Below are 23,572 nucleotides of genomic sequence, written 5' to 3'. Positions count from 1 at the left end.
TTATCGGCCCCGGTTGCGGGGCGCGCGCTTGTCGAAACGGGCGGCGATCCATTCGCCGGCCGATTGCACCAGTTGCACCAGCACGATCAGGATCACCACCACCGCCAGCATCACCTCGGGCATGAAGCGCTGGTAGCCGTAGCGGATGCCGAGATCGCCCAGGCCCTCGCCGCCGACCGCGCCGACCATGGCCGAATAGCCGATCAGGCTGACCACGGCGAGCGTCAGGCCCAGGATGATGCCGGGCATGGCCTCGGGGATCAGCACCTTGCGCACGATCTGGCCGGGCGTGGCGCCCATGGCGCGGGCGGCCTCGATCAGCCCGGCATCGACCTCGCGGATGGCGGTCTCGATCAGGCGGGCGATGAAGGGCGCGGCCGCGATGGTCAGTGGCACGATGGCGGCGGTGGTGCCGATCGAGGTGCCGGCGATCAGCCGCGTGAAGGGGATGATCGCCACCACCAGGATGATGAAGGGCGTCGAGCGCGCCGCGTTCACGATCAGCCCCAGCACGGTGTTCAGCCAAGGCGCCGAGAGCAGCTCGCCCCGGCGCGAGGTGGCCAGGAACACGCCCAGCGGCCCGCCGATCAGCGTGCCGAGCAGCGTGGACAGGGCGACCATGTAGAGCGTCTGCAGCGTCGCCTGCCAGAGGATCGGGATCAGGTTAGCCGACATAGCCAAGCACCTCGGTCAGAAGCCCGTGTTCTTCCAGGAAGCGGCGCGATTCCTCCAGCCGCTGGGCGGGCAGGGCGACGATCAGGCTGCCGAAGGGCCTGGTGCCGATCTCCTCGATGGCGCCGGCCAGGATGTTGACGCTGACCCCGCGTTCCGAGGTCAGCCGCGCCAGCATCGGGTCGGTGGCATGGCTGCCGATGAAGGTGATCTGCACCACCGCCTCGGCCTCGGGGCCCTGCGGCGCGTCCCGCATCTGGCCGGCGACGAATTGCGGCACCGCGACGCCGGTCACGCCGGTCAGGAACGAGCGCGTGGTGGGATGGGCGGGTTTCGAGAAGACCGCGTAGGTCTCGCCCGCCTCGACGATGCGGCCGCCCTCGATCACCGCGACATGGCTGCAGATGTCGCGCACCACCGCCATCTCATGGGTGATGAGCAGGATGGTCAGGCCAAGCTCGCGGTTGATGCGCTGCAGAAGCTCCAGCACCTGCCGGGTGGTGTCGGGGTCGAGGGCCGAGGTCGCCTCGTCCGACAGCAGCACGCGCGGCCCGGTGGCCAAGGCCCGGGCGATGCCGACCCGCTGCTTCTGCCCGCCGGAAAGCTCGGCCGGGTAGCGGCCGGCCTGGGCGGTCAGGCCGACGCGCTCGATCAGCTCCGTGACGCGGGGGGCGATCTTCGCGCGGTCCTCTCCGGCGATCTCCAGCGGCAGGGCGATGTTCTCGGCCACGGTGCGGCTGGCCAGCAGGTTGAAATGCTGGAAGATCATGCCGACCTCGCGCCGGATGCGGCGCAGGCTCGCGTCCGAGGCGGCGCCCACGTCGCGCTCGTTCACGATCACCTTGCCGGCGCTGGGGCGTTCCAGCCCGTTCACCATGCGCAACAGCGTCGATTTGCCGGCGCCGGACCGGCCGATGATGCCGGTGATCGCGCCCTGCGGCACGTCCAGCCAGATGTCGTGCAGCGCCACCACGTCGCCGCCGCCCTTTTGCGGATAGCGGCGCGTCACGCCCTGGAATGAGATTGCCGGCTCTGTCATCGCCCCTGCCTTGAATGTCAGGCGAGACCTATGCCCGCCGGGCCGGGCTTGGCAAGGGGCAGGCGCCCGGCAAAAGGGCAACGCCATTCCAAACCGGAGGGTTCGGATGGAATGGCGTTCCTTTCGCCGGCGTTACGCTGCGGAAAGCGCGGCGATGATCGGGCCGAAATCCTCGGCCTTGAGGCTGGCGCCGCCGACCAGCGCGCCGTTCACATGCGGAATGGCAAAGATCTCGGCCGCATTGCCGGGCTTGACCGAGCCGCCATAGAGCAGCGCCATGTCGGCACCGTCGGCGAAGCGCGCCGAGAGGCGCTCGCGCATCAGGGCATGGACCTCGGCGATCTGGTCGGAGGTGGGCGTGCGGCCGGTGCCGATGGCCCAGACCGGTTCATAGGCGATCACCGTGTTGGCGGCCGTGGCACCATCGGGAACCGAGCCGGCAAGCTGGGCCGAGATCACGTCGAGCGTCTGGCCGGCGTCGCGCTGCGCCTCGGTCTCGCCGACGCAGATCACCGCGACGAGGCCCGCCTCATGCGCGGCGACGGATTTGGCGGCGACCTGGGCGTCGGTCTCGGCATGGTCGGTGCGACGCTCGGAATGGCCAAGGATCACATGGCTCGCGCCCGCGTCCCTGAGCTGCGCGGCGGCGATGTCGCCGGTATGGGCACCCGCGGTCTTGGCGTGGCAGTCTTGGCCGCCGATGGCGATCTTGCCCTGCGCGCTGGCGGCCATGGCATGGAGCAGGGTGGCAGGCGGGCAGATCAGCACGTCGCAGCCCGGCGCCGGGTGATCGGCGAGCAGCCGGCCGATCTCGGCCAGTGAGGCCAGGGTTCCGTTCATCTTCCAGTTGCCGGCGGCAAGTTTGCGCGGGGCCATCTGCCTCTCTCCCTTTTCATGATCTGGCAGGGGATTAGGCCGGGGATTTCGCGCGATCAAGCCGGCAGGGCGATGTGGGCGCTAACTTGCGGCAAAAAGGTTCAAACCTTGGCGCGCGAACCTTCCAGCGGAGCGAAGTTGACCGATTCGCCGCAGCCGCAACTGTCGGTGACATTGGGGTTGCGGAACCTGAAGCCGGATTCCAGCAGGCCGGATTCATAATCGATCTCGGTCCCGAACAGGAACATCTGCGCGGTGGGGGCGATCAGAACCCGCGCTTCGCCCTGTTCGACCACCTCGTCGCCGGGCGAGGCGGTCTCGGCCAGCTCCATGGTGTATTCCATGCCGGCGCAGCCGCCCTTCTTCAGGCCGATGCGCAGGCCGCTGGCGGATTTCTGCGCCATCAGCCGGGCGATCTGCCGCTCGGCCGCCTGGGTGATGGTCACGGGGGATTTGCCGGGGATCGAAAACATCTCGGGCCCTTTTCTGTTCGCTGCCTTTCATTTAGGAGCATCGGGGCCGCGGCTCAAGGGGTGCTTGACACCGGGCGCCGGGCGGCTATAAGCGCCGCTTCATTGGTGTTGGTGGACCCCGCAAGGGGAATCCTGTCGGGCAATATGCCAAAGGACAACGCCCTTCGAGAACAGAACATAAAGAAGGAGATCAGCGATGACCAAACGCACCGCTGCCAAGTACAAGATCGACCGCCGCATGGGCGAGAACATCTGGGGCCGCGCCAAGTCGCCGCTCAACCGCCGCGAATACGGTCCCGGCCAGCACGGCCAGCGCCGCAAGGGCAAGCTGTCGGATTTCGGCACCCAGCTGCGCGCCAAGCAGAAGCTGAAGGGCTATTACGGCGACCTGACCGAGAAGCAGTTCCGCCGCATCTATGCCGAGGCCGAGCGCGTCCGGGGCGACACCGGCGAGAACCTGATCGGCCTCTTGGAGCGCCGCCTGGACGCGGTGGTCTATCGCGCCAAATTCGTGCCGACCATCTTCGCCGCCCGCCAGTTCGTGAACCACGGCCATGTCGAGGTGAACGGCAAGCGCGTGAACATCGCCTCCTACCGCGTCAAGGAAGGCGACGTGATCTCGGTCCGCGAGCGGTCGCGCCAGCTGGCCATCGTGCTGGAATCGGTCGGCCTGGCCGAGCGCGACGTGCCGGACTACCTGGAAGTGGACCACAACAAGATGACCGCCACCTTCGTGCGCACTCCGGCCCTGGGCGATGTGCCCTATGCCGTGCAGATGGAGCCGAACCTGGTCGTCGAATTCTACGCCAAGAACTGATCCTTCCGGGATCACAGGATTTCAGGGCCGTCCCTTCGGGGGCGGCCTTCGCTTTTCCGGCGCCGTCCCAGGGGTATTTTAGGAACGAAGAAGCCGGGGTGCCGGAAGAGTATTTGCAAAACGGTGAAACGCAGCGCCGGCGGCGGGGCGCTATTCCTCGGCGCAATACCACAGGCTTCCACCCACGGCGGCCGAACCGATCACCAGCGAGCCCACTGCCACCGGCGAGGCCGCCATGCCCATGGCCGCCGCCCCCGCCGCCTCGAGCGTGCCGACCATCTGCCCCGAGGTTGCGGCCAGGATCGTGGCGCCGGGCCGCTGCGTCACCGCGTCATAGCCGGCGACCGCCAGCGCATTGGCATTGCGGAAGGTTGCCTGCCGCGCCGTGTTCACCCGTTCGCAAAAGGTCTTGCGACATAGCGCATTCCCTTTGCGCGGCCCCTTCTGCGCGCCGATATAGGTGTCGTGCTGCTTGTCCCAGAGCAGGCAATAGCTGCCGTCGTCCGCCATCTGGTTGCGCCGCAGGATCTCGCGCAGGGTGACGTAGCCGGGACAGGAGATCCGCCCCCAGCCGGAGAAATTCTTCTCCAGCCGGCCGACATTCGCGCGAAACGCGTCATCGCGGACATAGTTGATCGCCGTCTGCTCGCCGGCGATCGAGGTCTCGCAGGTCCAGAGCCGCTCGTTCCCGGCCGGATTCTCTTGTGCGCCTGCCGGCGCCGACAATCCCATCGCTCCGATCAAAGCCACCGCCAGCCCGCGCATCGCTTTCCCCTTATCAGTCCCTGCGTGCCGATTTGCCAGAATGCTCCGCCGCCATGCAAGCCGCTCGCTCTACGCTTGCCCGATTGTGAACGGCGCTGCGTTTCACCGTTTTGCAAATACTCTTCCGGCAGCCTGGCTTCTTCGTTCCTAAAATACCCCTGGGACGGCGCCGGAAAAGCGAAGGCCGCCCCCGAAGGGACGGCCCGTCATTCTTGTCCGATGGCGCTGGATCAGGCTTTCGCCAGGTTGCGCAGCACGTAATGCAGCACGCCGCCGTTCTCCAGGTATTCGATCTCGACCTCGGTATCGACGCGGGCCTTGAGCTGGATCACCTTCTCGCTGCCATCGGCATAGCGGATGGTGCAGGCGACCTGAGACAGCGGCTTGAACTCGCCCGCCAGCCCGTCGATCGAGATCACCTCGTCGCCCTTGAGCCCCAGCGTCTTGCGGTTCTCGCCGCCGGTGAACTCGAAGGGGATCACGCCCATGCCGACCAGGTTCGAGCGGTGGATGCGCTCGAAGCTCTCGGCGATGACCGCCTTGACGCCCAGCAGGTTGGTGCCCTTGGCCGCCCAGTCGCGCGACGAGCCGGCGCCGTATTCGACGCCGCCGAAGATGACCAGCGGCGTGCCCTGCGCCTGATATTCCATCGAGGCGTCGAAGATCGAGGTCTGCTGCCCGTCCGGGCCCAGGGTATAGCCGCCCTCGACCCCGTCCAGCATCTCGTTGCGGATGCGGATATTGGCGAAGGTGCCGCGCATCATCACTTCGTGGTTGCCGCGGCGCGAGCCGTAGCTGTTGAAGTCCTTGGGCGCGACCTGGCGCTCGGTCAGGTATTTGCCGGCCGGGGTGGTCGGCTTGAACGAACCCGCGGGCGAGATGTGGTCGGTGGTGATCATGTCGCCCAGGATCGCCAGGATGCGGGCGCCGTCGATATTGCTGATCTGGCCCGGCTCCTTGGACATGCCGCGGAAATAGGGCGGGTTCTGGATATAGGTCGAGGTCGGCGGCCAGTCATAGGTCTCGCTGTCGGTGATCTCGACCGCCTGCCAGCGCTCGTCGCCCTTGAACACGTCGGCATATTTCTTTTGGAAGGCCTCGCGGGTGACGGTGGCCTCGACCAGTTCCGCGACCTCCTGCGAGGTCGGCCAGATGTCCTTGAGGTAGACATCCTTGCCCTCGGGGGTCTGGCCGATCGGATCCTTGGTCAGGTTGATGTTCACGTCGCCGGCGATGGCATAGGCCACGACCAGCGGCGGCGAGGCCAGGTAGTTCGCGCGCACGTCGGGCGAGATGCGGCCCTCGAAGTTGCGGTTGCCCGACAGCACGGCGGTGGCGACCAGGTCGTTGTCATGGATCGCCTTGGAGATCGCCGCATCGCCCAGCGGCCCCGAGTTGCCGATGCAGGTGGTGCAGCCATAGCCGACCAGGTTGAAGCCGATGGCGTCCAGATCCTCCTGCAACCCGGCCGCCTCCAGGTATTCGCCCACCACCTGCGAGCCGGGCGCGAGCGAGGTCTTGACCCAGGGCTTGCGGGTCAGGCCGAGCGCGCGCGCCTTGCGCGCCACCAGGCCGGCGCCGATCATCACATAGGGGTTCGAGGTATTGGTGCAGGAGGTGATCGCCGCGATCACCACCGAACCGTCGCGGATGGTGTAGTCCTTGCCCTCGACCGCCACGGACTTGCGCACGTCGGTGCCCGAAGTGGCGACCACGCCGCCGCCTTCCTCGACCATTTCCTCGGCCGCGGCCGACATGTCCACGCCGCGATATTCCGCCACGGTCTTGTAGAAGGCGCGGGCGGCCAGGTTCAGCGGCGTGTAGTCCTGCGGGCGCTTCGGACCCGAGATCGCGGGGACGATATCGCTCATGTCAAGGTGCAGCGTGTCGGTATAGACCGGCTCGTAATCCGCGCCGCGCCAGAAGCCGTTCTGCTTGGCATAGGCCTCGACGAGCGCGATGCGCTCCTCGTCGCGGCCGGTGTTGCGCAGGTAGCGCAGCGTCTCGGCGTCGATGGGGAAGAAGCCGCAGGTCGCGCCGTATTCGGGCGCCATGTTGGCGATGGTGGCGCGGTCCGCCAGCGGCAGGTGGTCTAGCCCCTCGCCGTAGAATTCGACGAACTTGCCCACCACGCCCTTCTTGCGCAGCATGGCCACGACCTTCAGCACCAGGTCGGTTGCCGTGGTGCCTTCCATCATCTTGCCGGTCAGCTTGAAGCCCACGACCTCGGGGATCAGCATCGAGACGGGCTGGCCCAGCATCGCCGCCTCGGCCTCGATCCCGCCGACGCCCCAGCCCAGCACGGCCAGGCCGTTGACCATGGTGGTGTGGCTGTCGGTGCCGACCAGCGTGTCGGGATAGGCGACGGTCTCGCCCGCCTGGTCGGCATCGGTCCAGACGGTCTGGGCCAGGTATTCCAGGTTCACCTGGTGGCAGATGCCGGTGCCGGGCGGCACCACGCGGAAGTTGTTGAACGCCTTTTGCCCCCATTTCAGGAAGGTATAGCGTTCCAGGTTGCGCTCATATTCCAACTCGACGTTGCGCTGGAAGGCGCGTGGGTTGCCGAAATCGTCGATCATCACCGAGTGGTCGATGACCAGGTCCACCGGGTTCAGCGGGTTGATCTTCTGCGCGTCGCCGCCAAGCGCCTTGATGCCGTCGCGCATCGCGGCCAGGTCCACTACCGCCGGGACGCCGGTGAAGTCCTGCATCAGCACGCGGGCCGGGCGATAGGCGATCTCGCGCGGGTTCTGGCCGCCCTGCCGCGCCCATTCGGCGAAGGCCTTGATGTCCTCGACGCTGACCGTGCGGCCGCCGTCCTCGAAGCGCAGCAGGTTTTCCAGCACCACCTTGAGCGAGGCCGGCAGCTTCGAGAAATCGCCCAGGCCGGCCTGGGTGGCGGCGTCGATCGAGTAATAGGCATAGCTCCGAGAGCCCACCTGAAGCTGGCGGCGCGTCTTGGCGGTATCGGTTCCGGTTTCGATGGGCATGGACTCGGCTCCCTATCCTTGAAAAAGGTGGCTGAATGGCGGTGCTGCCTGCCATTTGCCCCTTTTCGGCATGGGGTTCAAGGGGGCGGGGCAGACTTTGTATGCCATTGTATGCCAAATTTCTGCTGCGGCGGCAAGATGTGGGTTTTGCATCACGGTCACGCGGAGGGAACGCGGCACTAACAAAGCATTGATTTGTCGTTCCCCTGCCCGGCGGTTTAGCTGTTGCGGATCGGAAGGGCCGGGAAAACGGGCGATATGACGGCAAGGCGCATCAAGAGGACGGCTTGGGGGCAGGGACGAAGCGCGGCGATCCTGCCGGGGCTGGCCTGCGCCCTGTGGGTGTTGCTGGGCGGATTTGCCGCGCCGGCCCTGGCGCAGGACGCGGGGGTCGCGGCGGCCACCGAGCCCGCAGCCGCAGCCGCGCCGGAAGCTTCGCCGGCGCTCTCGGGGACAGGCGGCGATGCGGCGGCCTTTGCGCCCCCGGCCCCGTCCGCCGTCGCCACCGAGGAAGAGGATGATGATGGCATCATCGGCCTGATCGAGGCCCCCGAAGGCGCGCCGGGCGTGCCCGCCGAGGGCATGCCGCCGGTCATCGACCCCGGTGCGCTGGCCGCCTCGGCCATGGTTTCCTTTGCCGAGGTGCAACCGCGGGCCGGCATGATGGGGCCGGTGGGCCACCCGCCGGTGGTGGTCGAGCTTTTCACCTCGCAGGGCTGTTCGTCATGCCCGCCCGCCGACGAATTGCTGGCCGATCTGGCCGATCGCGAGGACGTCCTGGCGCTGTCCTGGCATGTCGACTACTGGGATTATCTGGGCTGGGCCGATGAATTCGCCCGCCCCGAGTTCACCCGCCGCCAGCAGGTCTATGCCCACCAGGCCGGCGAGCGCGCGATCTATACGCCGCAGATCGTCGTCGGGGGCACCGATACGCTGATCGCGCTGCGCCCGGCCGAACTGATGGGCCTGCTGCAGACGCAGATGGCGCGGCCGGCGCCGGTCATGGTCTCGTCCAGCCAGGGCAAGGACGGCTATCGCATCGAGCTGACGCCGCGCGGCGCCATCGCCGACCGGGTGGCGATCATCCTGGTGCGCTATGCGCCGCAGCGGCGGGTGGCGATCAAGGCCGGCGAGAACCGTGGCATCGCGCTGGAATACCGCAACGTGGTGCTGGCGGCCGAGCGCATCGCCGAATGGGACGGCCGCACACCCCTGCGCATGACCGTCCGCCGCGACAGCCAGAACAGCGCCGATTTCCCCGCCGATACCCGCCATGCCATCCTGGCGCAGGAACTGGGCCGGGGCGATGCGCGCTCGGCCAGCGGACCGATCCTGGCCGCGATCCGGCTGGATTGAACCGCGCCGCCGGACGCCGCCCGCTTGCGCCGGCGCAGGCGCCGGGGCAAAACCCGGCCCGTGCCGCAGATGATCATCCCAGACAGGAGCCCCCCTTGACCGAATCGCGCAAGATCGCCCCCTGGCTCAAGGCCGCATTGGAATTCGGCCCGCTGATCCTGTTCTTCCTGGTCTTCATGCGGTTTCGCGACCAGACCGTCAGCCTGGCGGGGCGGGACTATTCCGGTTTCATCCTGGCCACGCTGGTCTTCGTGCCGGTGCTGGCGCTCAGCACGCTGGCGCTGTGGCGGCTGACGGGCAGGCTGTCGCCCATGCAGATCGCGACGCTGGTGCTGGTCGTGGTCTTCGGCGGGCTGTCGGTCTGGCTGAACGATCCGAAATTCTTCAAGATGAAGCCGACGATCATCTACCTGATCTTCGCCGGCCTTCTGGGCACCAGCCTGGCCTTGCGCCGCAACTGGCTGGAACTGGTCCTGTCCGAGGCGCTGCCGATGAACGCCGAGGGCTGGCGCATCCTGACCCTGCGCATGGCGCTGCTGTTCCTGTGCCTTGCCGCGGCCAACGAGGCGGTCTGGCGGCTGATGTCGGAAACCGCCTGGGTGAATTTCAAGACCTTCGGCCTGCCGGCGATCATGGTGGTCTTCTTCATCGCCAACGCCCGCCTGTTCGAGCGTCACGCCCAGCCCCGCGACGGCGAATAGCGCCGGCTGCACCCTTGCATGGCTGGCCGGGCGGGGTTAACCCCAATCCCTGAGCATCAGGAGCGAGCCATGTCCCCGGAGTCGAAACCCCAGGAGCCGAACCAGCCTCTGCATCCGCGCACCCGCGCCGTCCATCACGGCATCCGCCGCAGCCAGTATGGCGAGATGGCCGAGGCCCTGTTCATGACCCAGGGCTTTTCCTATGACAGTGCCGAACAGGCCGAGGCGCGTTTCCTGGGGACCGGGCCGGACGAGTTCATCTATGCCCGCTACGGCAACCCGACCTCGCGCATGTTCGAGGACCGCATCGCCGACCTGGAAGGGACCGAGGACGCATTTGCGACCGCCAGCGGCATGGCGGCGGTCAACGGGGCGCTGATGTGCTTTGCCAAGCCGGGCGACCATATCGTCTCGTCGCGGGCGCTGTTCGGCTCCTGCCTCTATGTGCTGGACCTGCTGGCCCGGTTCGGGGTCGAAGTGACCTATGTCGACGGCACCGACCTTGAGCAATGGCGCGCCGCGATCCGGCCGACGACCCGCGCGGTGTTCTTCGAATCGGTGTCGAATCCGACGCTGGAGGTGGTGGACATCGCCGCCGTCGCGGAACTGGCCCATGCGGTGGGCGCGCTGGTGGTGGTGGACAATGTCTTTGCCACCCCGGTCTATTCCCGCGCGGCCCGGCAGGGCGCCGATGTGGTGGTTTATTCCGCGACCAAGCATATCGACGGCTCGGGCCGCTGCCTGGGCGGGGTGATCTGCGGCACGCGCCAATTCGTGCGCGAGGTGGCCGAGCCCTATCTGAAACATACCGGCGGCGCGATCAGCCCCTTCAATGCCTGGATGATGCTGGGCGGGCTGGCCACCATGGAGCTGCGCGTGCGCGCCCAGGCCGACAGCGCCTTGCAGCTTGCTGCCGCGCTCAGGGACGAGCCGGGGATCGCCCGCGTCATCTATCCCGGCCTGCCCGACCATCCGCAGCACGACCTGGCCATGCGGCAGATGGGTGCGGGCGGCACCATGGTCGCCCTGGACCTGGGCTCCAAGCAGGCGGCCTTCGCGGCGATGGACCGGATGCGGATCTTCCAGATCTCGAACAACCTGGGCGATGCGAAATCCATCGTCACCCACCCCTCGACCACCACGCATCAGCGCCTGTCCGAAGAAGTGCGCGCCACGCTGGGCATCACTCCCGGCCTCTTGCGCCTGTCGATCGGCCTGGAGGATGCGGGCGACCTGATCGCGGACATCCGCCGGTCGCTGGGCTGAGTGCCGGGCGGACGTGCCGGAGCCCCCTTTCTTTTCCGGTGCCGAGCCCCCAGATAGGAGCCGTCCTGCCAGGGAGACGACCATGACCGAGGCCCGCCCCGTCGCCACCGAACGCGCCTATCCGGCGTTGAGCCGCGAATACCCGGCCGATTTCCGCGTGGACGACAGCTACAAGGCCAGCCTGCCGGACCTGCAGAACGGCCCGGCCAGCCTGATCGTCGGCGCCCGCGCGCCGATCCAGCATGTCGGTATCTCGAATTTCCGCCTGCCGATCCGCTACCAGACGCAGGAGGGCGGCGAAATCGCGCTGGAAACCAGCGTCACCGGCACCGTCAGCCTGGAAGCCGACCGCAAGGGCATCAACATGAGCCGCATCATGCGCTCGTTCTACGCCCATGCGGAAAAGCAGTTCTCGATGGGCGTGCTCGAGGCGGCGCTGGAGGATTACAAATCCGACCTCGGCAGTTTCGATGCCCGCATCATGATGCGGCTCAGCTATCCGATGCGGGTCGAATCGCTGCGCTCGGGCCTGTCGGGCTGGCAGTATTACGACATCGCGCTGGAACTGGCCGAACGGGCCGGGCAGCGGCTGCGGATCATGCATTTCGACTATGTGTATTCCTCGACCTGCCCCTGCTCGCTGGAACTCAGCGAGCATGCCCGCCAGATGCGCGGCCAGCTGGCGACGCCGCATTCGCAGCGGTCGGTGGCGCGCATTTCGGCGGTGATGCAGGGCGACACGCTGTGGTTCGAGGACATGGTGGCGCTGTGCCGCCGCGCCGTCGCCACCGAAACCCAGGTCATGGTCAAGCGCGAGGACGAGCAGGCCTTTGCCGAGCTGAACGCCGCTAACCCGATCTTCGTCGAGGATGCGGTGCGCGCCTTTGCCGCCGAACTGATGGCCGAGCCGCGCATCGCCGATTTCCGCGTCGTCGCCAGTCACCAGGAATCGCTGCATTCCCATGACGCGGTCTCGGTGCTGACCCAGGGCGAGACCTTCGCCCATGCCAGCCTGGACCCCGCGATCTTCGCCGGCCTCAGGGCGTAATGCTATGGTTGTCCAGCGGAATGGCCTGTCTCCTGGCGGCCCGGCTGGCGGCAATCTGGCTTTGCCTGAGCCATCGCTATCCTGAATGGCGCCTGCGGCGGCTGACCGAGGGGCGGTCGTCCGGTCCCCTCGCGTTCGGGATGCTCCACGCCAATCCGCTGTTCGACGGTCAGGGGTTTCTGGATTGGCACCACCCGCGCAACCGCCGCGAACGCATCCGGCTTTACGCGGTGGGTGCGGTTTTTCTCGCCCCGGCCCTTCTGGTTTTCTGGGGACTCGCCGCCGCGGTAGGCGGCATGTGAACGAAATGGGAACGACAGGCTTTCCCGAGCGCGGATGCGGGGCTATGGTGCGGGCATGAGCAATTTCGACGACTCGGACGCTTTCGAGGCCGCAGCCGCCCCGGTGCCGCTTTCCCAGCGTGCCATGGGCGCGCGGCCGGCGCCCTATCTGGACGGGCTGAACCCGGCGCAGCGCGCCGCGGTCGAGGCGCTGGACGGGCCGGTGCTGCTGCTGGCCGGCGCCGGCACCGGCAAGACCCGCGCCCTGACCACGCGCATCGCGCATCTGCTGAATCTCGGCCGCGCGCGACCGGGGCAGATCCTGGCCGTGACCTTCACCAACAAGGCCGCGCGCGAGATGAAGGACCGCGTCGGCCGGCTTCTGGGCGAGATGGTCGAGGGCATGCCCTGGCTCGGCACCTTCCACTCGATCAGCGTCAAGATCCTGCGCCGCCATGCTGAACTGATCGGCGACGGCGAGTTGCACCTGAAGCCCAGCTTCACCATCCTGGACACCGACGACCAGATCCGGCTGCTGAAGCAACTGATCCAGGCCGAGAATATCGACGAAAAGCGTTGGCCGGCGCGGCAGCTGGCGCATCTGATCGACGGCTGGAAGAACCGCTGCCTGTCCCCGGCAAAGCTGCCCAAGGGCGAGGAACGCGCCTTCGACGGCTGGGGCGGGCGGCTTTACGCCGCCTATCAGCGCCGGCTGCTGGAACTGAACGCGGTCGATTTCGGCGACCTGCTGATGCATTGCGTCAACCTGTTCCAGGCGCATCCCGACGTGCTGCGGACCTGGCAGGACCGTTTCCGCTATATCCTCGTGGACGAATACCAGGACACCAACGTCGCGCAATACATGTGGCTGCGGCTGCTGGCGTCCGGGCATCGCAACATCTGCTGCGTGGGCGACGACGACCAGTCGATCTATGGCTGGCGCGGCGCCGAGGTCGGCAATATCCTGCGCTTCGAAAGCGATTTCCCCGGCGCGCAGGTGATCCGGCTGGAACAGAACTATCGCTCGACCCCGCATATCCTCGCCGCCGCCTCCGGGCTGATCGCGGCGAACAAGGGCCGGCTCGGCAAGACGCTGTGGACCGAGGCCGAGGAGGGCGAGCGCGTCCGCCTGATCGGCCATTGGGACAGCGAGGCCGAGGCGCGCTGGATCGGCGAGGAGATCGAGGCCTTCCACGGCGGGCATCGCCACAGCATCGGCCGGCGCAGCCTGAACGACATCGCCATCCTCGTGCGCGCCAGCCACCAGATGCGGGCCTTCGAGGACCGCTTCATGACTATCGGCCTGCCCTATCGGGTGATCGGCGGTCCGCGCTTCTACGAGCGGGCCGAGATCCGCGACGCCATGGCCTATTTCCGGCTGGCGGTCAGCCCCACCGACGACCTGGCCTTCGAGCGCATCGTGAACGTGCCCAAGCGCGGCTTGGGCGACAAGGCGGTGCAGAAGATCCAGATCGAGGCGCGGGAACGCGGCCTGTCGCTCTTGGAAGGCGCCGCCTCGGCCGTCGCCACCGGCGCGCTTGGCGGCAAGGGGGCAGGGGCGCTGCGGCAGTTCACCGAGGCGATGGGCCGCTGGCATGCCGATGCGCTGGACGCCTCGGTGAACCATGTCGAGCTGGCCGAGCGCATCCTGGACGAATCCGGCTATACCGCGATGTGGCAGAACGACAAGTCGCCCGACGCGCCGGGGCGGCTGGACAACCTGAAGGAATTGATGAAGGCGCTGGAGGAATTCGAAAACCTCCAGGGTTTCCTCGAGCATGTCGCGCTGGTCATGGACAATGACAAGGGCGAGCAGTCCGAGGAGGTCAGCATCATGACCCTTCACGCCGCCAAGGGGCTGGAATACCCCATCGTCTTCCTGCCCGGATGGGAGGACGGGCTGTTCCCCAGCCAGCGCAGCATGGACGAAAGCGGCATGAAGGGGCTCGAGGAGGAGCGGCGCCTGGCCTATGTCGGCATCACCCGCGGCGAGGAGCTGGTGACGATCAGCTTCGCCGGCAACCGCCGCATGTATGGGCAATGGCAGTCCTCGCTGCCCTCGCGCTTCATCGACGAACTGCCCGAGGATCATGTCGAGGTGCTGACGCCGCCCGGCCTTTACGGCGGCGGCTATGGCGCGGCGGCGCAGTCCTTCGGGCAGCCCTTCGCGCAATCGGTGATGCACGAACGCGCGGCGCGGGCGGATGTCTACAATTCGCCCGGCTGGAAACGCATGCAGGAACGCTCCGCCCAGCGGGCCCAGCCCGTCCACCGCACCCCGGTAGTGATCGACGCCGAGCCGGCGGCGCGGTTTTCGGTGGGCGACCGGGTGTTTCACCAGAAATTCGGCAATGGCACGATCATGGGCATTGCCGAGGACACGCTGACCATCCAGTTCCCCACCGGTTTCAAGACGGTGAAGGCGGGCTATGTGCAGCCCGCCTCGCAGCCCGCCCAGGGGGGCGGCGCACTGGACGACGTGCCGTTCTAAAGCGCGTCGCGCACCGCCTCGGCCACCACTTCGGCCACCACTTCGGCCAGCGTCGCGGTCGGGCGTCCGATCAGCCGCGACAGCGTGCGGCTGTCGTCGAACAGCGCGCCTTGCGCGGCGCCGGCATCCCAGCTTGCGATCGCTGCGGCCAGCCCCTCGGGCAGGCCCGCGCCCGTCAGCGCCGCGGCGTAATCGGCCTGCGACAGGTCGCGATAGGGGATCGCCCTGCCGCTTTGCGCCGAAAGCTCGGCGGCAAGCCCTGCCAGGGTCCAGCCCTCGTCGCCGGCCAGTTCATAGGCCTTGCCCAAATGGCCCTCGCCGGCCAGCACCAGGGCGGCGGCCTCGGCATAATCCGCGCGCGCGGCAGCCGAGATCCGGCCCTCGCCCGCCGCGCCGATCAGCGCGCCATGCGCCAGCGCCGCCGGGATCGCGCCGGTATAGTTCTCGGCATACCAGCCATTGCGCAGGACGGCGTAGGGAATGCCCGATTCGGCCAGCATGGCCTCGGTCGCCACATGTTCCTCGGCCAGAGACAGCGGCGAGCGGTCGGCATGCAGCAGGCTGGTATAGACGATCTGCCCGACTCCGGCAGCCTTCGCGGCCTCGATCACCGCGCGGTGCTGGCCGGCGCGCTTGCCGAGTTCGCTCGACGAGATCAGCAGCAGCCGCTCCACGCCCGGCAATGCGGCGGCCAGCGTCTCGGGCCGGTCGTAGTCGAAGGCGCGGGCCTCGACGCCAAGGTCGGCGGCCTTTCCGGGATTGCGGGCCAGCGCGACGATCCCGCCCGCTGGCAGCAGGCTCTTCAGCCGGGCGATGGTCAGGCGGCCAAGCTGGCCGGTGGCTCCGGTGACGGCGACGGTCATCTGTCTTTCCTTTCGTGAATGGCTTGTGCGGCGAAAGGTAGATATCTAACTTACTGATCGTAAGTACTGACGGAGATGTTAGTGTGAAAAATTCCGATCCCTTCGACCGAGGCAACCTGATGGCGGCGGAATGCCCCTCGCGCGATGTGCTGCGCCGGCTGACCGGGCGCTGGGGCATGCTGGTGCTGCGCGTGCTGGCCGAGGGGCCGCATCGCTTTTCCGCCCTGCGCCGGCGCATCGGCGGCATCAGCGAGCGGATGCTGGCCCAGACGCTTCAGGGGCTGGAGGCGGACGGCATGGTGCTGCGCCGCGATTTCCAGACCGTGCCGCCGCATGTGGAATATGCCCTGACCCCGCTCGGACACGAGGCGGCGCTGCGGGTCGGCGCGCTTTTGGGCTGGATCGAGGATTCGCTGCCCCGGATCGCGCGTGGCTGGACGCGGGCCTGACCCTTTCTGCGTTGTCCAAGTACCCATGCGGCGGCGCGACCGGCACGGCGCTTGACCCCGAAGGCGCGGGGCCCTATCTGACCCTTGCGCGGATGGCCGGATGACCGCGGCGGCAACGTCGAGGAAAGTCCGGACTCCATGAAGGCACGGTGCCGGGTAACGCCCGGCGGGGGCAACCCCAGGGAAAGCGCCACAGAGAAGAGACCGCCCATGCATGCATGGGCAAGGGTGAAACGGTGGGGTAAGAGCCCACCGCGGGGCTGGCAACAGCCCCGGCACGGCAAGCCCCACCGGGAGCAATGCCGAATAGGGACCGCGCGTCGCAAGACAGGGCCGCCTTTGCCCCAGCAGGTCCGGGTTGGCAGCTAGATCCCGTCAGCAATGGCGGGACCAGAGGAATGGTCATCGAAGGGGGCAACCCCGGAACAGGATCCGGCTTACAGGCCGTCCGCGCAAATCAGTTCAGAGAATTGTCAGTCGAGTTTGCAGTAAAAGGCTCGCCTTTACGGTTGTCTCTTCAACCGATGGCAAGTCGAGACGGTCGATTCCTGGTTGATTCCCGGTTGACTTCGCCGGCTTCGCCGCTAAAAGGCGGGCTTCAAGAGAATTTCACGGGGTTGGCGAGACGCATTTTGCCCCGCAGCAGGAGCGAAACAGATGGCGAAGCCGACGACGATCAAGATCCGTCTGAACTCGAGCGCCGGGACCGGGCATTTCTATGTCACCAAGAAGAATGCCCGCACGATGACCGAAAAGATGACGGTCAACAAATACGACCCGGTTGCCCGCAAGCATGTCGAGTACAAGGAAGGCAAGATCAAGTAAGATCTGCCCTTTCGACGGGATCATGCAAGGCCGCGCCCCGCAAGGGCGCGGTCTTTCCCTTTGGGTTGCTGCCCTTTGGACCTGCCGGCCTGGCCCGTCAAAGGGCCGTGGCGACCAGGAAGCTGCGCGGGAAAGGCAGCAGCACCCGCCCCGCGACCTCGGGGTAATGCGGCGCGATCTCGCGGCGATAGGCGGCCAGGAATGCCGGCCGCTCGGCCTTGTCCAGCCGGTCCAGATAGGGCCGCAGCGCCGAGCCGAGGAACCAGCCCACGATGCCCTCCAGCCCGTCCAGTTCGACATGATAGGTCGTGCGCCAGACATCGACCCGCGCGCAGAGGGGGCGCAGCAGCGCATGCAGTGCCACCGGCGACAGCAGCGGCTGGCGCTGTCCGGCCGCCGCCGCCAGCCGGGCCGACCAGCGCGGATCGGCGGCACTGCGGCGCATGGCCACATGGCTCGGCTCGTCCAGGTTGTCGGGCATCTGCACCGCCAGCGCGCCGCCGGGGCGCAGCAGCCCGACCAGATGCGGCAGCAGCACCCGGTGATCGGGCACCCATTGCAGCGAGGCATTGGCAAAGATCAGGTCGGGCGGCGTCTCGGGACGCCAGCTTTCGACATTCCCCTGCACGAAGCAGCAGCCGGGCAGGGCGGCCTGGGCGGTGCGGATCATGTCGGCATCGGGATCAAGGCCGACGACCTGCGCGCCGGGGAAACGCTCGGCCAGCAGGGCGGTCGAATTGCCCGGGCCGCAGCCGATGTCCACCACGAGGTCCGGCGCCTCCAGCGGCAGCGCCGCCAGCAGGTCGCGCGCCGGTCGGGTGCGGTCGTCCAGGAATTTCGCATATTGCGTGGCCGACCATCGCATGGCGTTCCTCCAGCCCGGATTCGCCCGCAGGCTAGAGGATGGCCCGCCGCCTGAACAGGCCGACCCTTAGTGAAAATCCCGCGATTTCGGCATTATCCTGACCTGGCGCGGATGGCCGGCGCGCGGGGCCGGCAGGGCCGGGCATGGCTCTCCGGCCAGGCGCAGCAGCGCGTCGGAGCGGTCGCCCAGCCAATGCGCGACGATATGGGTCACGCCCTCGGCACGCTGGAGCTGGCCGTGGACCTCCAGCAGGCGGGCGGTCATCACCACCTTGCGGAATCGCGCGAAGGTCTTTTCCCAGATCACCAGATTCGCCACGCCGGTTTCGTCCTCCAGCGTGACGAAGCAGGTGCCGTTGGCGCTGCCGGGGCGCTGGCGCACCAGCACGATGCCGGCCATGCGCAGGCGGCCGCGATTCGGCAGGGCGGCAAGGTCCGCCGCCGAGGCATAGCCCTGTGCTGCCAGGCTGCGGCGCAGGAAGGCCATGGGATGGGCCTTCAGCGACAGGCGCAGGGTCTGGTAATCGGCGGTGACATGCTCGCAAAGCGGCATGGCGGGCAGGGCAACGGCGGGCTCGGCGCCCTCGTCCCGGGCCCCGAACAGCGGCAGGTCCGGCGCGTCGCGCAGGGCGCGTGCCTGCCACAGCCCAGCCCGCCGGTCGAGCCCCATCGAGCGCAAGCCGTCGGCCGCCGCGATCAGCCGGATGGCGCGGGCATCGAGCCCGGCGCGGGCCTTGAGATCGGCCAGGTCGGCATAGGGCGCGTCCCGCGCAGCCTTGATGCGTTCGGCCAGCGGTTTGGACAGCCCTTCGACCTGGCGCAGGCCGAGGCGCAGCGCGAAGGCGCCGTCGCAGGGCTCCAGCATGTTGTCCCATTCGCTGATGTTCACATCCACCGGCAGCACGATGACGCCGTGGTCGCGCGCGTCGCGCACGATCTGGGCGGGCGCGTAGAAGCCCATCGGCTGGCTGTTGAGCAGCGCCGCCGCGAAGGCGGCCGGGTGATGGCATTTCAGCCAGGCCGAGACATAGGCCAGATGCGCGAAGGCCGCGGCATGGCTTTCGGGAAAGCCGTAATCGCCGAAGCCCTTGATCTGGTTGAAGCAACGCTCGGCGAAGTCGCGGTCGTAGCCGCGTTCGACCATGCGGCCGACCATCCGGTCCTGCAACCGCTCGATGGTCCCGCGCGAGCGAAAGGTGGCCATGGCCTTGCGCAGATCGTCCACCTCGGCGGGTGAGAACTCGGCGGCGACCATGGCAATCTTCATCGCCTGCTCCTGAAAGATCGGCACGCCTTCGGTGCGGTTCAGGATCTTGAACAGTTCGTCCGGGGGGCCGCATTCGGGCGAGGGGGCGGGGTAATCCACCGTCTCCAATCCCGCCCGGCGGCGCAGATAGGGATGGACCATGTTGCCCTGGATCGGGCCGGGGCGGACGATGGCGACCTGGATCACCAGGTCGTAGAACTCCTTGGGCTTCAGCCGCGGCAGCATGGCCATCTGCGCCCGGCTTTCGACCTGGAAGGTGCCGATGCTGTCGCCTCTTTGCAGCATGGCATAGGTCTCCGGATCGTCCCGGTCGAAATCCGAAAGCGTCAGCGCCTTGCCGTAATGCACCCGGACCAGTTCGAAGCATTTGCGGATGCAGGTCAGCATCCCCAGCGCCAGCACATCGACCTTGAGGATGCGCAATTCGTCGATGTCGTCCTTGTCCCATTCGATGAAGCTGCGCTCCGGCATGGCGGCATTGCCGATGGGCACGGTTTCCGACAGCGGCCCCTCGGTCAGCACGAAGCCGCCGACATGCTGCGACAGGTGGCGCGGCATGCCGATCATCTCCTCGGCCAGCCTGACCGTGCGCCGCAGCAGCGGGTCGCCCAGGTCGAGCCCGGCCTGGTCGGTCGAGGCCGCCGACATGTCCTTGCCCCAGCTGCCCCAGACCGTGTCGGCCAGCGCCGAGGTCACGTCCTCGGACAGGCCCATGACCTTGCCGACCTCGCGGATGGCGCTGCGCGGGCGGTAATGGATCACCGTGGCGCAGAGCCCGGCGCGGTCGCGGCCATAAGCGTCATAGATGTGCTGGATGACCTCCTCGCGCCGCTCATGCTCGAAATCCACGTCGATATCGGGCGGCTCCTTGCGGTTTTCGCTGATGAATCGCTCGAACAGCAGTTCATGCTTGGCGGGATCGACCGGAGTGATGCCGAGGACGTAGCAGACCGCCGAATTCGCCGCCGAGCCGCGGCCCTGGTTCAGGATGCCCTGATCTTCGGCATAGCGGACGATGTCGTGGATGGTCAGGAAATATTGGGCGATCTCCTTCCGGCGGATCAGCGCCAGTTCCTTGACCAGCGTGGCGTGGACCTTCTCGGGCACGCCGGCAGGATAGCGCCAGGCCGCGCCCTGCCAGGTCAGGTTTTCCAGATGCTGCTGCGGGGTCAGGCCGGGCGGCACGCTTTCGCGGGGATATTCGTATTGCAGCTCGTCCAGCGAGAAGCGGCAGCTGTCGGCGATCTCGCGCGTGGCGCGGATGGCATGGGGCCAGTCGGCGAACAGGCGGACCATCTCGGCCGGAGGCTTCAGGTGACGCTCGGCATTCTGCGCCAGCAGCAGGCCGGCCCGGGCGATGGTGGTGCCCGCGCGGATGCAGGTCATCACGTCCTGCAGCGGCCGGCGGTCGGGGGCGTGGTAATGCACGTCGTTCACCGCGACGATCGACAGCCCCGCCGCCCGCGCCGCCCGGTCGAGGCGGTTGATCCGCGCCCGGTCGTCGCCGCGATAAAGCCAGCTGGCCGCGACATGGGACAGCTGCGGCAGGCGGCGGGCCAGGCCGGGCAGGGGTGCAAGGTCGTCGCCCGGCAGCCAGATCAGCCGCATGCCTTCGGCATGGGCGGCCAGGTCGTCCAGGCTCAGGTCGCAGCGCCCCTTCTTCTGCCAGTTCCCGTCCAGGTCGTGCCGCCGGCCCTTGGTGATCAGCGAGGCGAGCCGGCCATAGGCGGCGCGGTCGGTGGGATAGGCCAGGAAGGCGCTGCCCTCCGCCAGCACGATCCGCGCCCCGATCACCGGGCGCAGTTGCAGCTTCTTCGCCGCGGCATGCAGCCGCACCACCCCGGCCAGGCTGTTGAGGTCGGCGATCCCCAGCGCGTCATAGCCCATCAGATGCGCCGCCAACGCCAGCTCGCGCGGCTGCGAGGCGCCGTGCAGGAAACTGAAGGCGCTGGTCACTGCCAGTTCGACGTAATCCGCGGGCGGGTTCGGGTGCTCGGCCGGGGGCAGCGGGATCTGGGGGCGGGCATGATGGTCGGGCATCAGGCGAAGATCCCGTGCAGGAACCAGCGCGGCGCGCCGCCGCGGCCGTCATGGACCAGCCCCTCGCGATAGATCCACAGGCGCAGGCCGCTGTCGTCCTCGATGCGGAAATAGTCGCGCAGCCGGGTGCCGGGGCGGTCGTGCCACCATTCCGGAGCGATGCGCTCGGGCCCGGCATGGCGGGCGACGCGCAGGGTCTGCCGGCGCCAGACGAATTGCGCCGGCGGGCCTTCGGGGATGGCGTAGAGCACGCGGATCTCCTCGGGCGGGTTGAGCAGGCGGATCGGCCGGTCGGCGCGCGCGACCGGGGCGGGAATGGTGGCCAGCGGCGGGCCGGGTGTCTCGGCGCGTTCGGGGACATGGCTTTCGCGCGGCAGCGGCCGGCTGATCGCCGCCGCGCCGAAGCGCGCCGCCAGCCGGTCCACCAGCCGCGCCAGTGCCAGCCCTGCGGGCGCGGCACCGTCGAGGCCGGGCTGGGTCTGGGCCAGCGGCTCGACCGCCTCGGCCGCAAGCCGGATCAGGTCGAAGCCATAGCCAGGGTCCAGCCGTTCGAGCCGGCCGTCGAACAGGCGCAGCAAATGGCCGGGGTCGCGCGTGGGCGCGGCCAGGGCGACGCGGATGTCGCGCCGCTCGCCATCCACGCGAAACACCGACAGGCACAGCCGCCGGCAGCCGCGATCCGCCGCCGCCATCTGCGCGCAAAGATCGGCCAGCAATCCGGGCAGCCAGTCCGAGGGGTCCATCACCGGCTCGGCCAGCCGGGCCTCGGCGGCGTATTCGGGTGCGGGCTCGGGCGCATCCAGCGGCTCGGCCGCCCGCCCCAGCGCCTGGTCGAGGCGGATCAACGGATTGTCCTGCGGCTCGGCCCGGGCAAAGCGGCGCATCAGTGACAGGCGCGGAAGGGCGGCGAGGTCGCCGATGGTCCTGAGCCCCAGCCGGCGCAAGAGCAGCAGGGTTTCCCCCGACAGCCGCAACCCGGCCACCGGCAGCGGCGCCAGCGCGGGCAGGGGATCGGCGCAGATCGTGCGCTCGGGGCCGAAGCGGGCCAGCGCCCAGGCCGCGCCGCGCGTCGGCGCCAGCGCCAGCCGCGCGGTCAGCCCGGCCCGGGCGAAGCCGGCCTGGATCTCGGCCAGCATCGCCGCCTCGCCGCCGAACAGATGCGCGGCGCCGGTGGTGTCGAGAATGATGCCGTCCTTGTCGTCGGGCGTGCTGAAGGGGCCCCAGCGCCGGGCCCAGAAGGCCAGCCGCGCCAGTTTTGCGGCATCGCGTCGGGGCTCGGCCGGCTCGATGCGCAATTCGGGGCAGATGGCGCGGCTGTCCACGGCGCGGGCGCCGATGCGGGCCCCGGCCCGTTCGGCGGCGCGGTTCGCGGCATGGATGACGGGCCCGTGCGGACCGGGCGCGGCCAGCGCCAGCGGGATCTCCTCAGGCCAGGCGTCGCCCCGGCGCGCGGCGCGGTTCAGCCAGCTCTCGATCGCCAGGCGGGGCAGAGAAATCGAGACGATCCGCCGCCCGGTCATGGCGCACCACCCAGGTCGAGGGCGGCTGGCCGCGGACCCGGAACAGTTCCGCCAGCCAGCGCGGCTCGCCCGGCGCCTGCGGATCGTCCGGGTCGGGGGCAGAGGGCAGCGGCGTCACCCGCCAGCGCATCCGCGCCGCGCTGGGTTCGGGCGGCGCGGCGTGGCGGATCAGCCAGCAGGGCAGGCCCGCCGCCTCGGCCCGAAGCGCCAGGCGGCGGCTGGCGGTGAAGCTCAGCGCCGCAGCGGCGCCATGGATCTCGCCCACCACGGCGGCCAGGGCGCGGCTTTGCAGCCCGTCCTCCAGCGCCGCCAGCACATCGGCGGGGCGCGTCAGGTCCAGCCGCAGCAGGTCGCGGCCCATGCCGGGCAGGAAGGGGGCGCCGAATTCGGTCCGGCTTAGCCGGTCCTGCGCCCAAAGCACCAGCCCCGGCGGCAGGGCGGCCAGGACGAATCCGGGCGCCGCCCCCGCCAGGGGACGGGCGCCGAAGGCTTCGGACAGGGTCGGCGCGCTCGGTTGCGGCGCCGCGGGGACTGGCGCCCGTCCGAAAGGCGCCACCCCGGAAGGGAAAGGGCGAGCGGACATGGTTCAGTCAGTATGTTCCTGATTTGTTCCTATCCCTTGTCCAAGGATTCGTCAATCCGGCCGCGCCAGGGAACATTGCACTGCCTGCGCGGTTGAGGCCATCTGACGCCAAAGGTGCAGGACGAAAGGCCATGGCCCATGCAAGCCGCAAGACATGCGGGGCAGGGCAGCAGGATCGGGACAGGGCATGCAACGCCGGGCGGCGGGGAAAACCCCATGGCCTTCATCCCGGTCATCGGGCCGCTCATCCGGGGCCAACCTGCGAGCCGCGGTTTTGCTCCCTGCCGCCCGGCACGGAGCGGCCCGATGCGGCACCGCCCGCGCAACCCTTGCGAGCCGCGCGCCAAGCGCCTAGAAGGCGGGGCGCAGCCTTGCCAGGGAAAATG

Annotated in this window: 19 protein-coding genes, 1 other RNA gene and 1 pseudogene; 10 read left to right on the top strand and 11 right to left on the bottom strand. The window is 68.4% G+C overall.

The window, feature by feature from the left end; translation table 11 throughout:
* The 4 genes from ACNKFW_RS17845 to ACNKFW_RS17830 all read right to left on the bottom strand — a co-directional run bounded on the left by ACNKFW_RS17845 (window position 1) and on the right by ACNKFW_RS17830 (window position 3,060).
* Complete coding sequence (locus tag ACNKFW_RS17845; RefSeq protein WP_024843339.1) at window positions 1-675, bottom strand: methionine ABC transporter permease; 675 nt, start codon at window positions 673-675, stop codon at window positions 1-3.
* Window positions 665-1,711 (bottom strand): methionine ABC transporter ATP-binding protein, encoded by a 1,047-nt coding sequence (locus tag ACNKFW_RS17840; RefSeq protein ID WP_024843338.1) that lies wholly within the window; start codon window positions 1,709-1,711, stop codon window positions 665-667. Before ACNKFW_RS17840 ends, ACNKFW_RS17845 begins: the two co-directional genes overlap by 11 nt.
* Window positions 1,712-1,843: 132 nt before the next feature.
* Entirely contained in the window at window positions 1,844-2,587 is a 744-nt protein-coding gene (gene tpiA, locus ACNKFW_RS17835) for a triose-phosphate isomerase (RefSeq protein ID WP_147428761.1), read from the bottom strand.
* A gap of 101 nt (window positions 2,588-2,688) precedes the next feature.
* Entirely contained in the window at window positions 2,689-3,060 is a 372-nt protein-coding gene (locus ACNKFW_RS17830) for a HesB/IscA family protein (protein ID WP_024843336.1), read from the bottom strand.
* 196 nt (window positions 3,061-3,256) lie between these two features.
* Here ACNKFW_RS17830 and rpsD point away from each other — a divergent pair, with 196 nt between their 5' ends.
* A complete protein-coding gene (rpsD, locus tag ACNKFW_RS17825; protein WP_024843335.1) occupies window positions 3,257-3,877 on the top strand; it encodes a 30S ribosomal protein S4 in 621 nt (206 codons plus the stop codon).
* A gap of 150 nt (window positions 3,878-4,027) precedes the next feature.
* Here the strand turns inward: rpsD and ACNKFW_RS17820 are convergent, their stop codons facing one another.
* Window positions 4,028-4,642 carry a hypothetical protein gene (locus ACNKFW_RS17820; protein ID WP_024843334.1) on the bottom strand — a complete coding sequence of 205 codons (615 nt, stop codon included), beginning with the start codon at window positions 4,640-4,642 and terminating at the stop codon, window positions 4,028-4,030.
* A gap of 230 nt (window positions 4,643-4,872) precedes the next feature.
* Complete coding sequence (acnA, locus tag ACNKFW_RS17815) at window positions 4,873-7,632, bottom strand: aconitate hydratase AcnA (RefSeq protein WP_147428762.1); 2,760 nt, start codon at window positions 7,630-7,632, stop codon at window positions 4,873-4,875.
* A gap of 258 nt (window positions 7,633-7,890) precedes the next feature.
* Between acnA and ACNKFW_RS17810 the strand changes: the two genes are divergently transcribed.
* The 6 genes and pseudogenes from ACNKFW_RS17810 (at window position 7,891) to ACNKFW_RS17785 (ending at window position 14,775) form a co-directional block, all read left to right on the top strand.
* A complete protein-coding gene (locus ACNKFW_RS17810) occupies window positions 7,891-8,988 on the top strand; it encodes a DUF1223 domain-containing protein (protein WP_147428763.1) in 1,098 nt (365 codons plus the stop codon).
* A gap of 95 nt (window positions 8,989-9,083) precedes the next feature.
* Entirely contained in the window at window positions 9,084-9,689 is a 606-nt protein-coding gene (locus ACNKFW_RS17805) for an inner membrane-spanning protein YciB (protein ID WP_024843331.1), read from the top strand.
* Between the two features lie 69 nt (window positions 9,690-9,758).
* Window positions 9,759-10,955, top strand: coding sequence for an O-succinylhomoserine sulfhydrylase (metZ, locus tag ACNKFW_RS17800; protein ID WP_147428764.1), 1,197 nt, complete (start codon window positions 9,759-9,761; stop codon window positions 10,953-10,955).
* Between the two features lie 118 nt (window positions 10,956-11,073).
* Window positions 11,074-12,003, top strand: a pseudogene (folE2, locus tag ACNKFW_RS17795) (GTP cyclohydrolase FolE2); the annotation flags it as partial.
* A 20-nt stretch (window positions 12,004-12,023) separates the two neighbouring features.
* Complete coding sequence (locus ACNKFW_RS17790; protein WP_147428765.1) at window positions 12,024-12,305, top strand: hypothetical protein; 282 nt, start codon at window positions 12,024-12,026, stop codon at window positions 12,303-12,305.
* A gap of 55 nt (window positions 12,306-12,360) precedes the next feature.
* Window positions 12,361-14,775 carry an ATP-dependent helicase gene (locus tag ACNKFW_RS17785; protein WP_147428766.1) on the top strand — a complete coding sequence of 805 codons (2,415 nt, stop codon included), beginning with the start codon at window positions 12,361-12,363 and terminating at the stop codon, window positions 14,773-14,775.
* Here the strand turns inward: ACNKFW_RS17785 and ACNKFW_RS17780 are convergent.
* Window positions 14,772-15,638 (bottom strand): SDR family oxidoreductase, encoded by an 867-nt coding sequence (locus ACNKFW_RS17780; protein ID WP_147428767.1) that lies wholly within the window; start codon window positions 15,636-15,638, stop codon window positions 14,772-14,774. The two genes, ACNKFW_RS17785 and ACNKFW_RS17780, sit on opposite strands and share 4 nt — an antisense overlap.
* Window positions 15,639-15,721: 83 nt before the next feature.
* On the opposite strand from ACNKFW_RS17780, the gene ACNKFW_RS17775 reads away from it, so the two are divergent.
* The 3 genes from ACNKFW_RS17775 (at window position 15,722) to rpmG (ending at window position 16,912) form a co-directional block, all read left to right on the top strand.
* Window positions 15,722-16,087, top strand: a complete 366-nt coding sequence (locus ACNKFW_RS17775; protein WP_024843326.1) for a winged helix-turn-helix transcriptional regulator — start codon at window positions 15,722-15,724, stop codon at window positions 16,085-16,087.
* Window positions 16,088-16,175: 88 nt separating this feature from the next.
* An RNA gene (gene rnpB, locus ACNKFW_RS17770) (RNase P RNA component class A) lies at window positions 16,176-16,543 on the top strand.
* A 201-nt stretch (window positions 16,544-16,744) separates the two neighbouring features.
* Window positions 16,745-16,912: a 50S ribosomal protein L33 gene (rpmG, locus tag ACNKFW_RS17765; RefSeq protein ID WP_017999830.1), complete on the top strand. Its 168-nt coding sequence runs from the start codon at window positions 16,745-16,747 to the stop codon at window positions 16,910-16,912.
* A gap of 97 nt (window positions 16,913-17,009) precedes the next feature.
* Here the strand turns inward: rpmG and tam are convergent, their stop codons facing one another.
* The 4 genes from tam to ACNKFW_RS17745 all read right to left on the bottom strand — a co-directional run bounded on the left by tam (window position 17,010) and on the right by ACNKFW_RS17745 (window position 23,186).
* A complete protein-coding gene (tam, locus tag ACNKFW_RS17760; protein WP_147428768.1) occupies window positions 17,010-17,777 on the bottom strand; it encodes a trans-aconitate 2-methyltransferase in 768 nt (255 codons plus the stop codon).
* A gap of 66 nt (window positions 17,778-17,843) precedes the next feature.
* Complete coding sequence (locus ACNKFW_RS17755; RefSeq protein ID WP_147428769.1) at window positions 17,844-21,083, bottom strand: error-prone DNA polymerase; 3,240 nt, start codon at window positions 21,081-21,083, stop codon at window positions 17,844-17,846.
* Window positions 21,083-22,603 carry a Y-family DNA polymerase gene (locus ACNKFW_RS17750; protein WP_147428770.1) on the bottom strand — a complete coding sequence of 507 codons (1,521 nt, stop codon included), beginning with the start codon at window positions 22,601-22,603 and terminating at the stop codon, window positions 21,083-21,085. The genes ACNKFW_RS17755 and ACNKFW_RS17750 overlap by 1 nt, the downstream gene beginning before the upstream one ends.
* Window positions 22,509-23,186, bottom strand: a complete 678-nt coding sequence (locus ACNKFW_RS17745) for an ImuA family protein (RefSeq protein ID WP_147428771.1) — start codon at window positions 23,184-23,186, stop codon at window positions 22,509-22,511. The genes ACNKFW_RS17750 and ACNKFW_RS17745 overlap by 95 nt, the downstream gene beginning before the upstream one ends.
* Between the last annotated feature and the right edge of the window lie 386 nt (window positions 23,187-23,572).

Source organism: Paracoccus sp. TD-10, assembly GCF_048270675.1.
In the GTDB taxonomy this organism is placed as follows: Bacteria; Pseudomonadota; Alphaproteobacteria; order Rhodobacterales; family Rhodobacteraceae; genus Paracoccus; species Paracoccus pantotrophus.
This window is presented reverse-complemented; position numbering and strand designations above follow the sequence as displayed.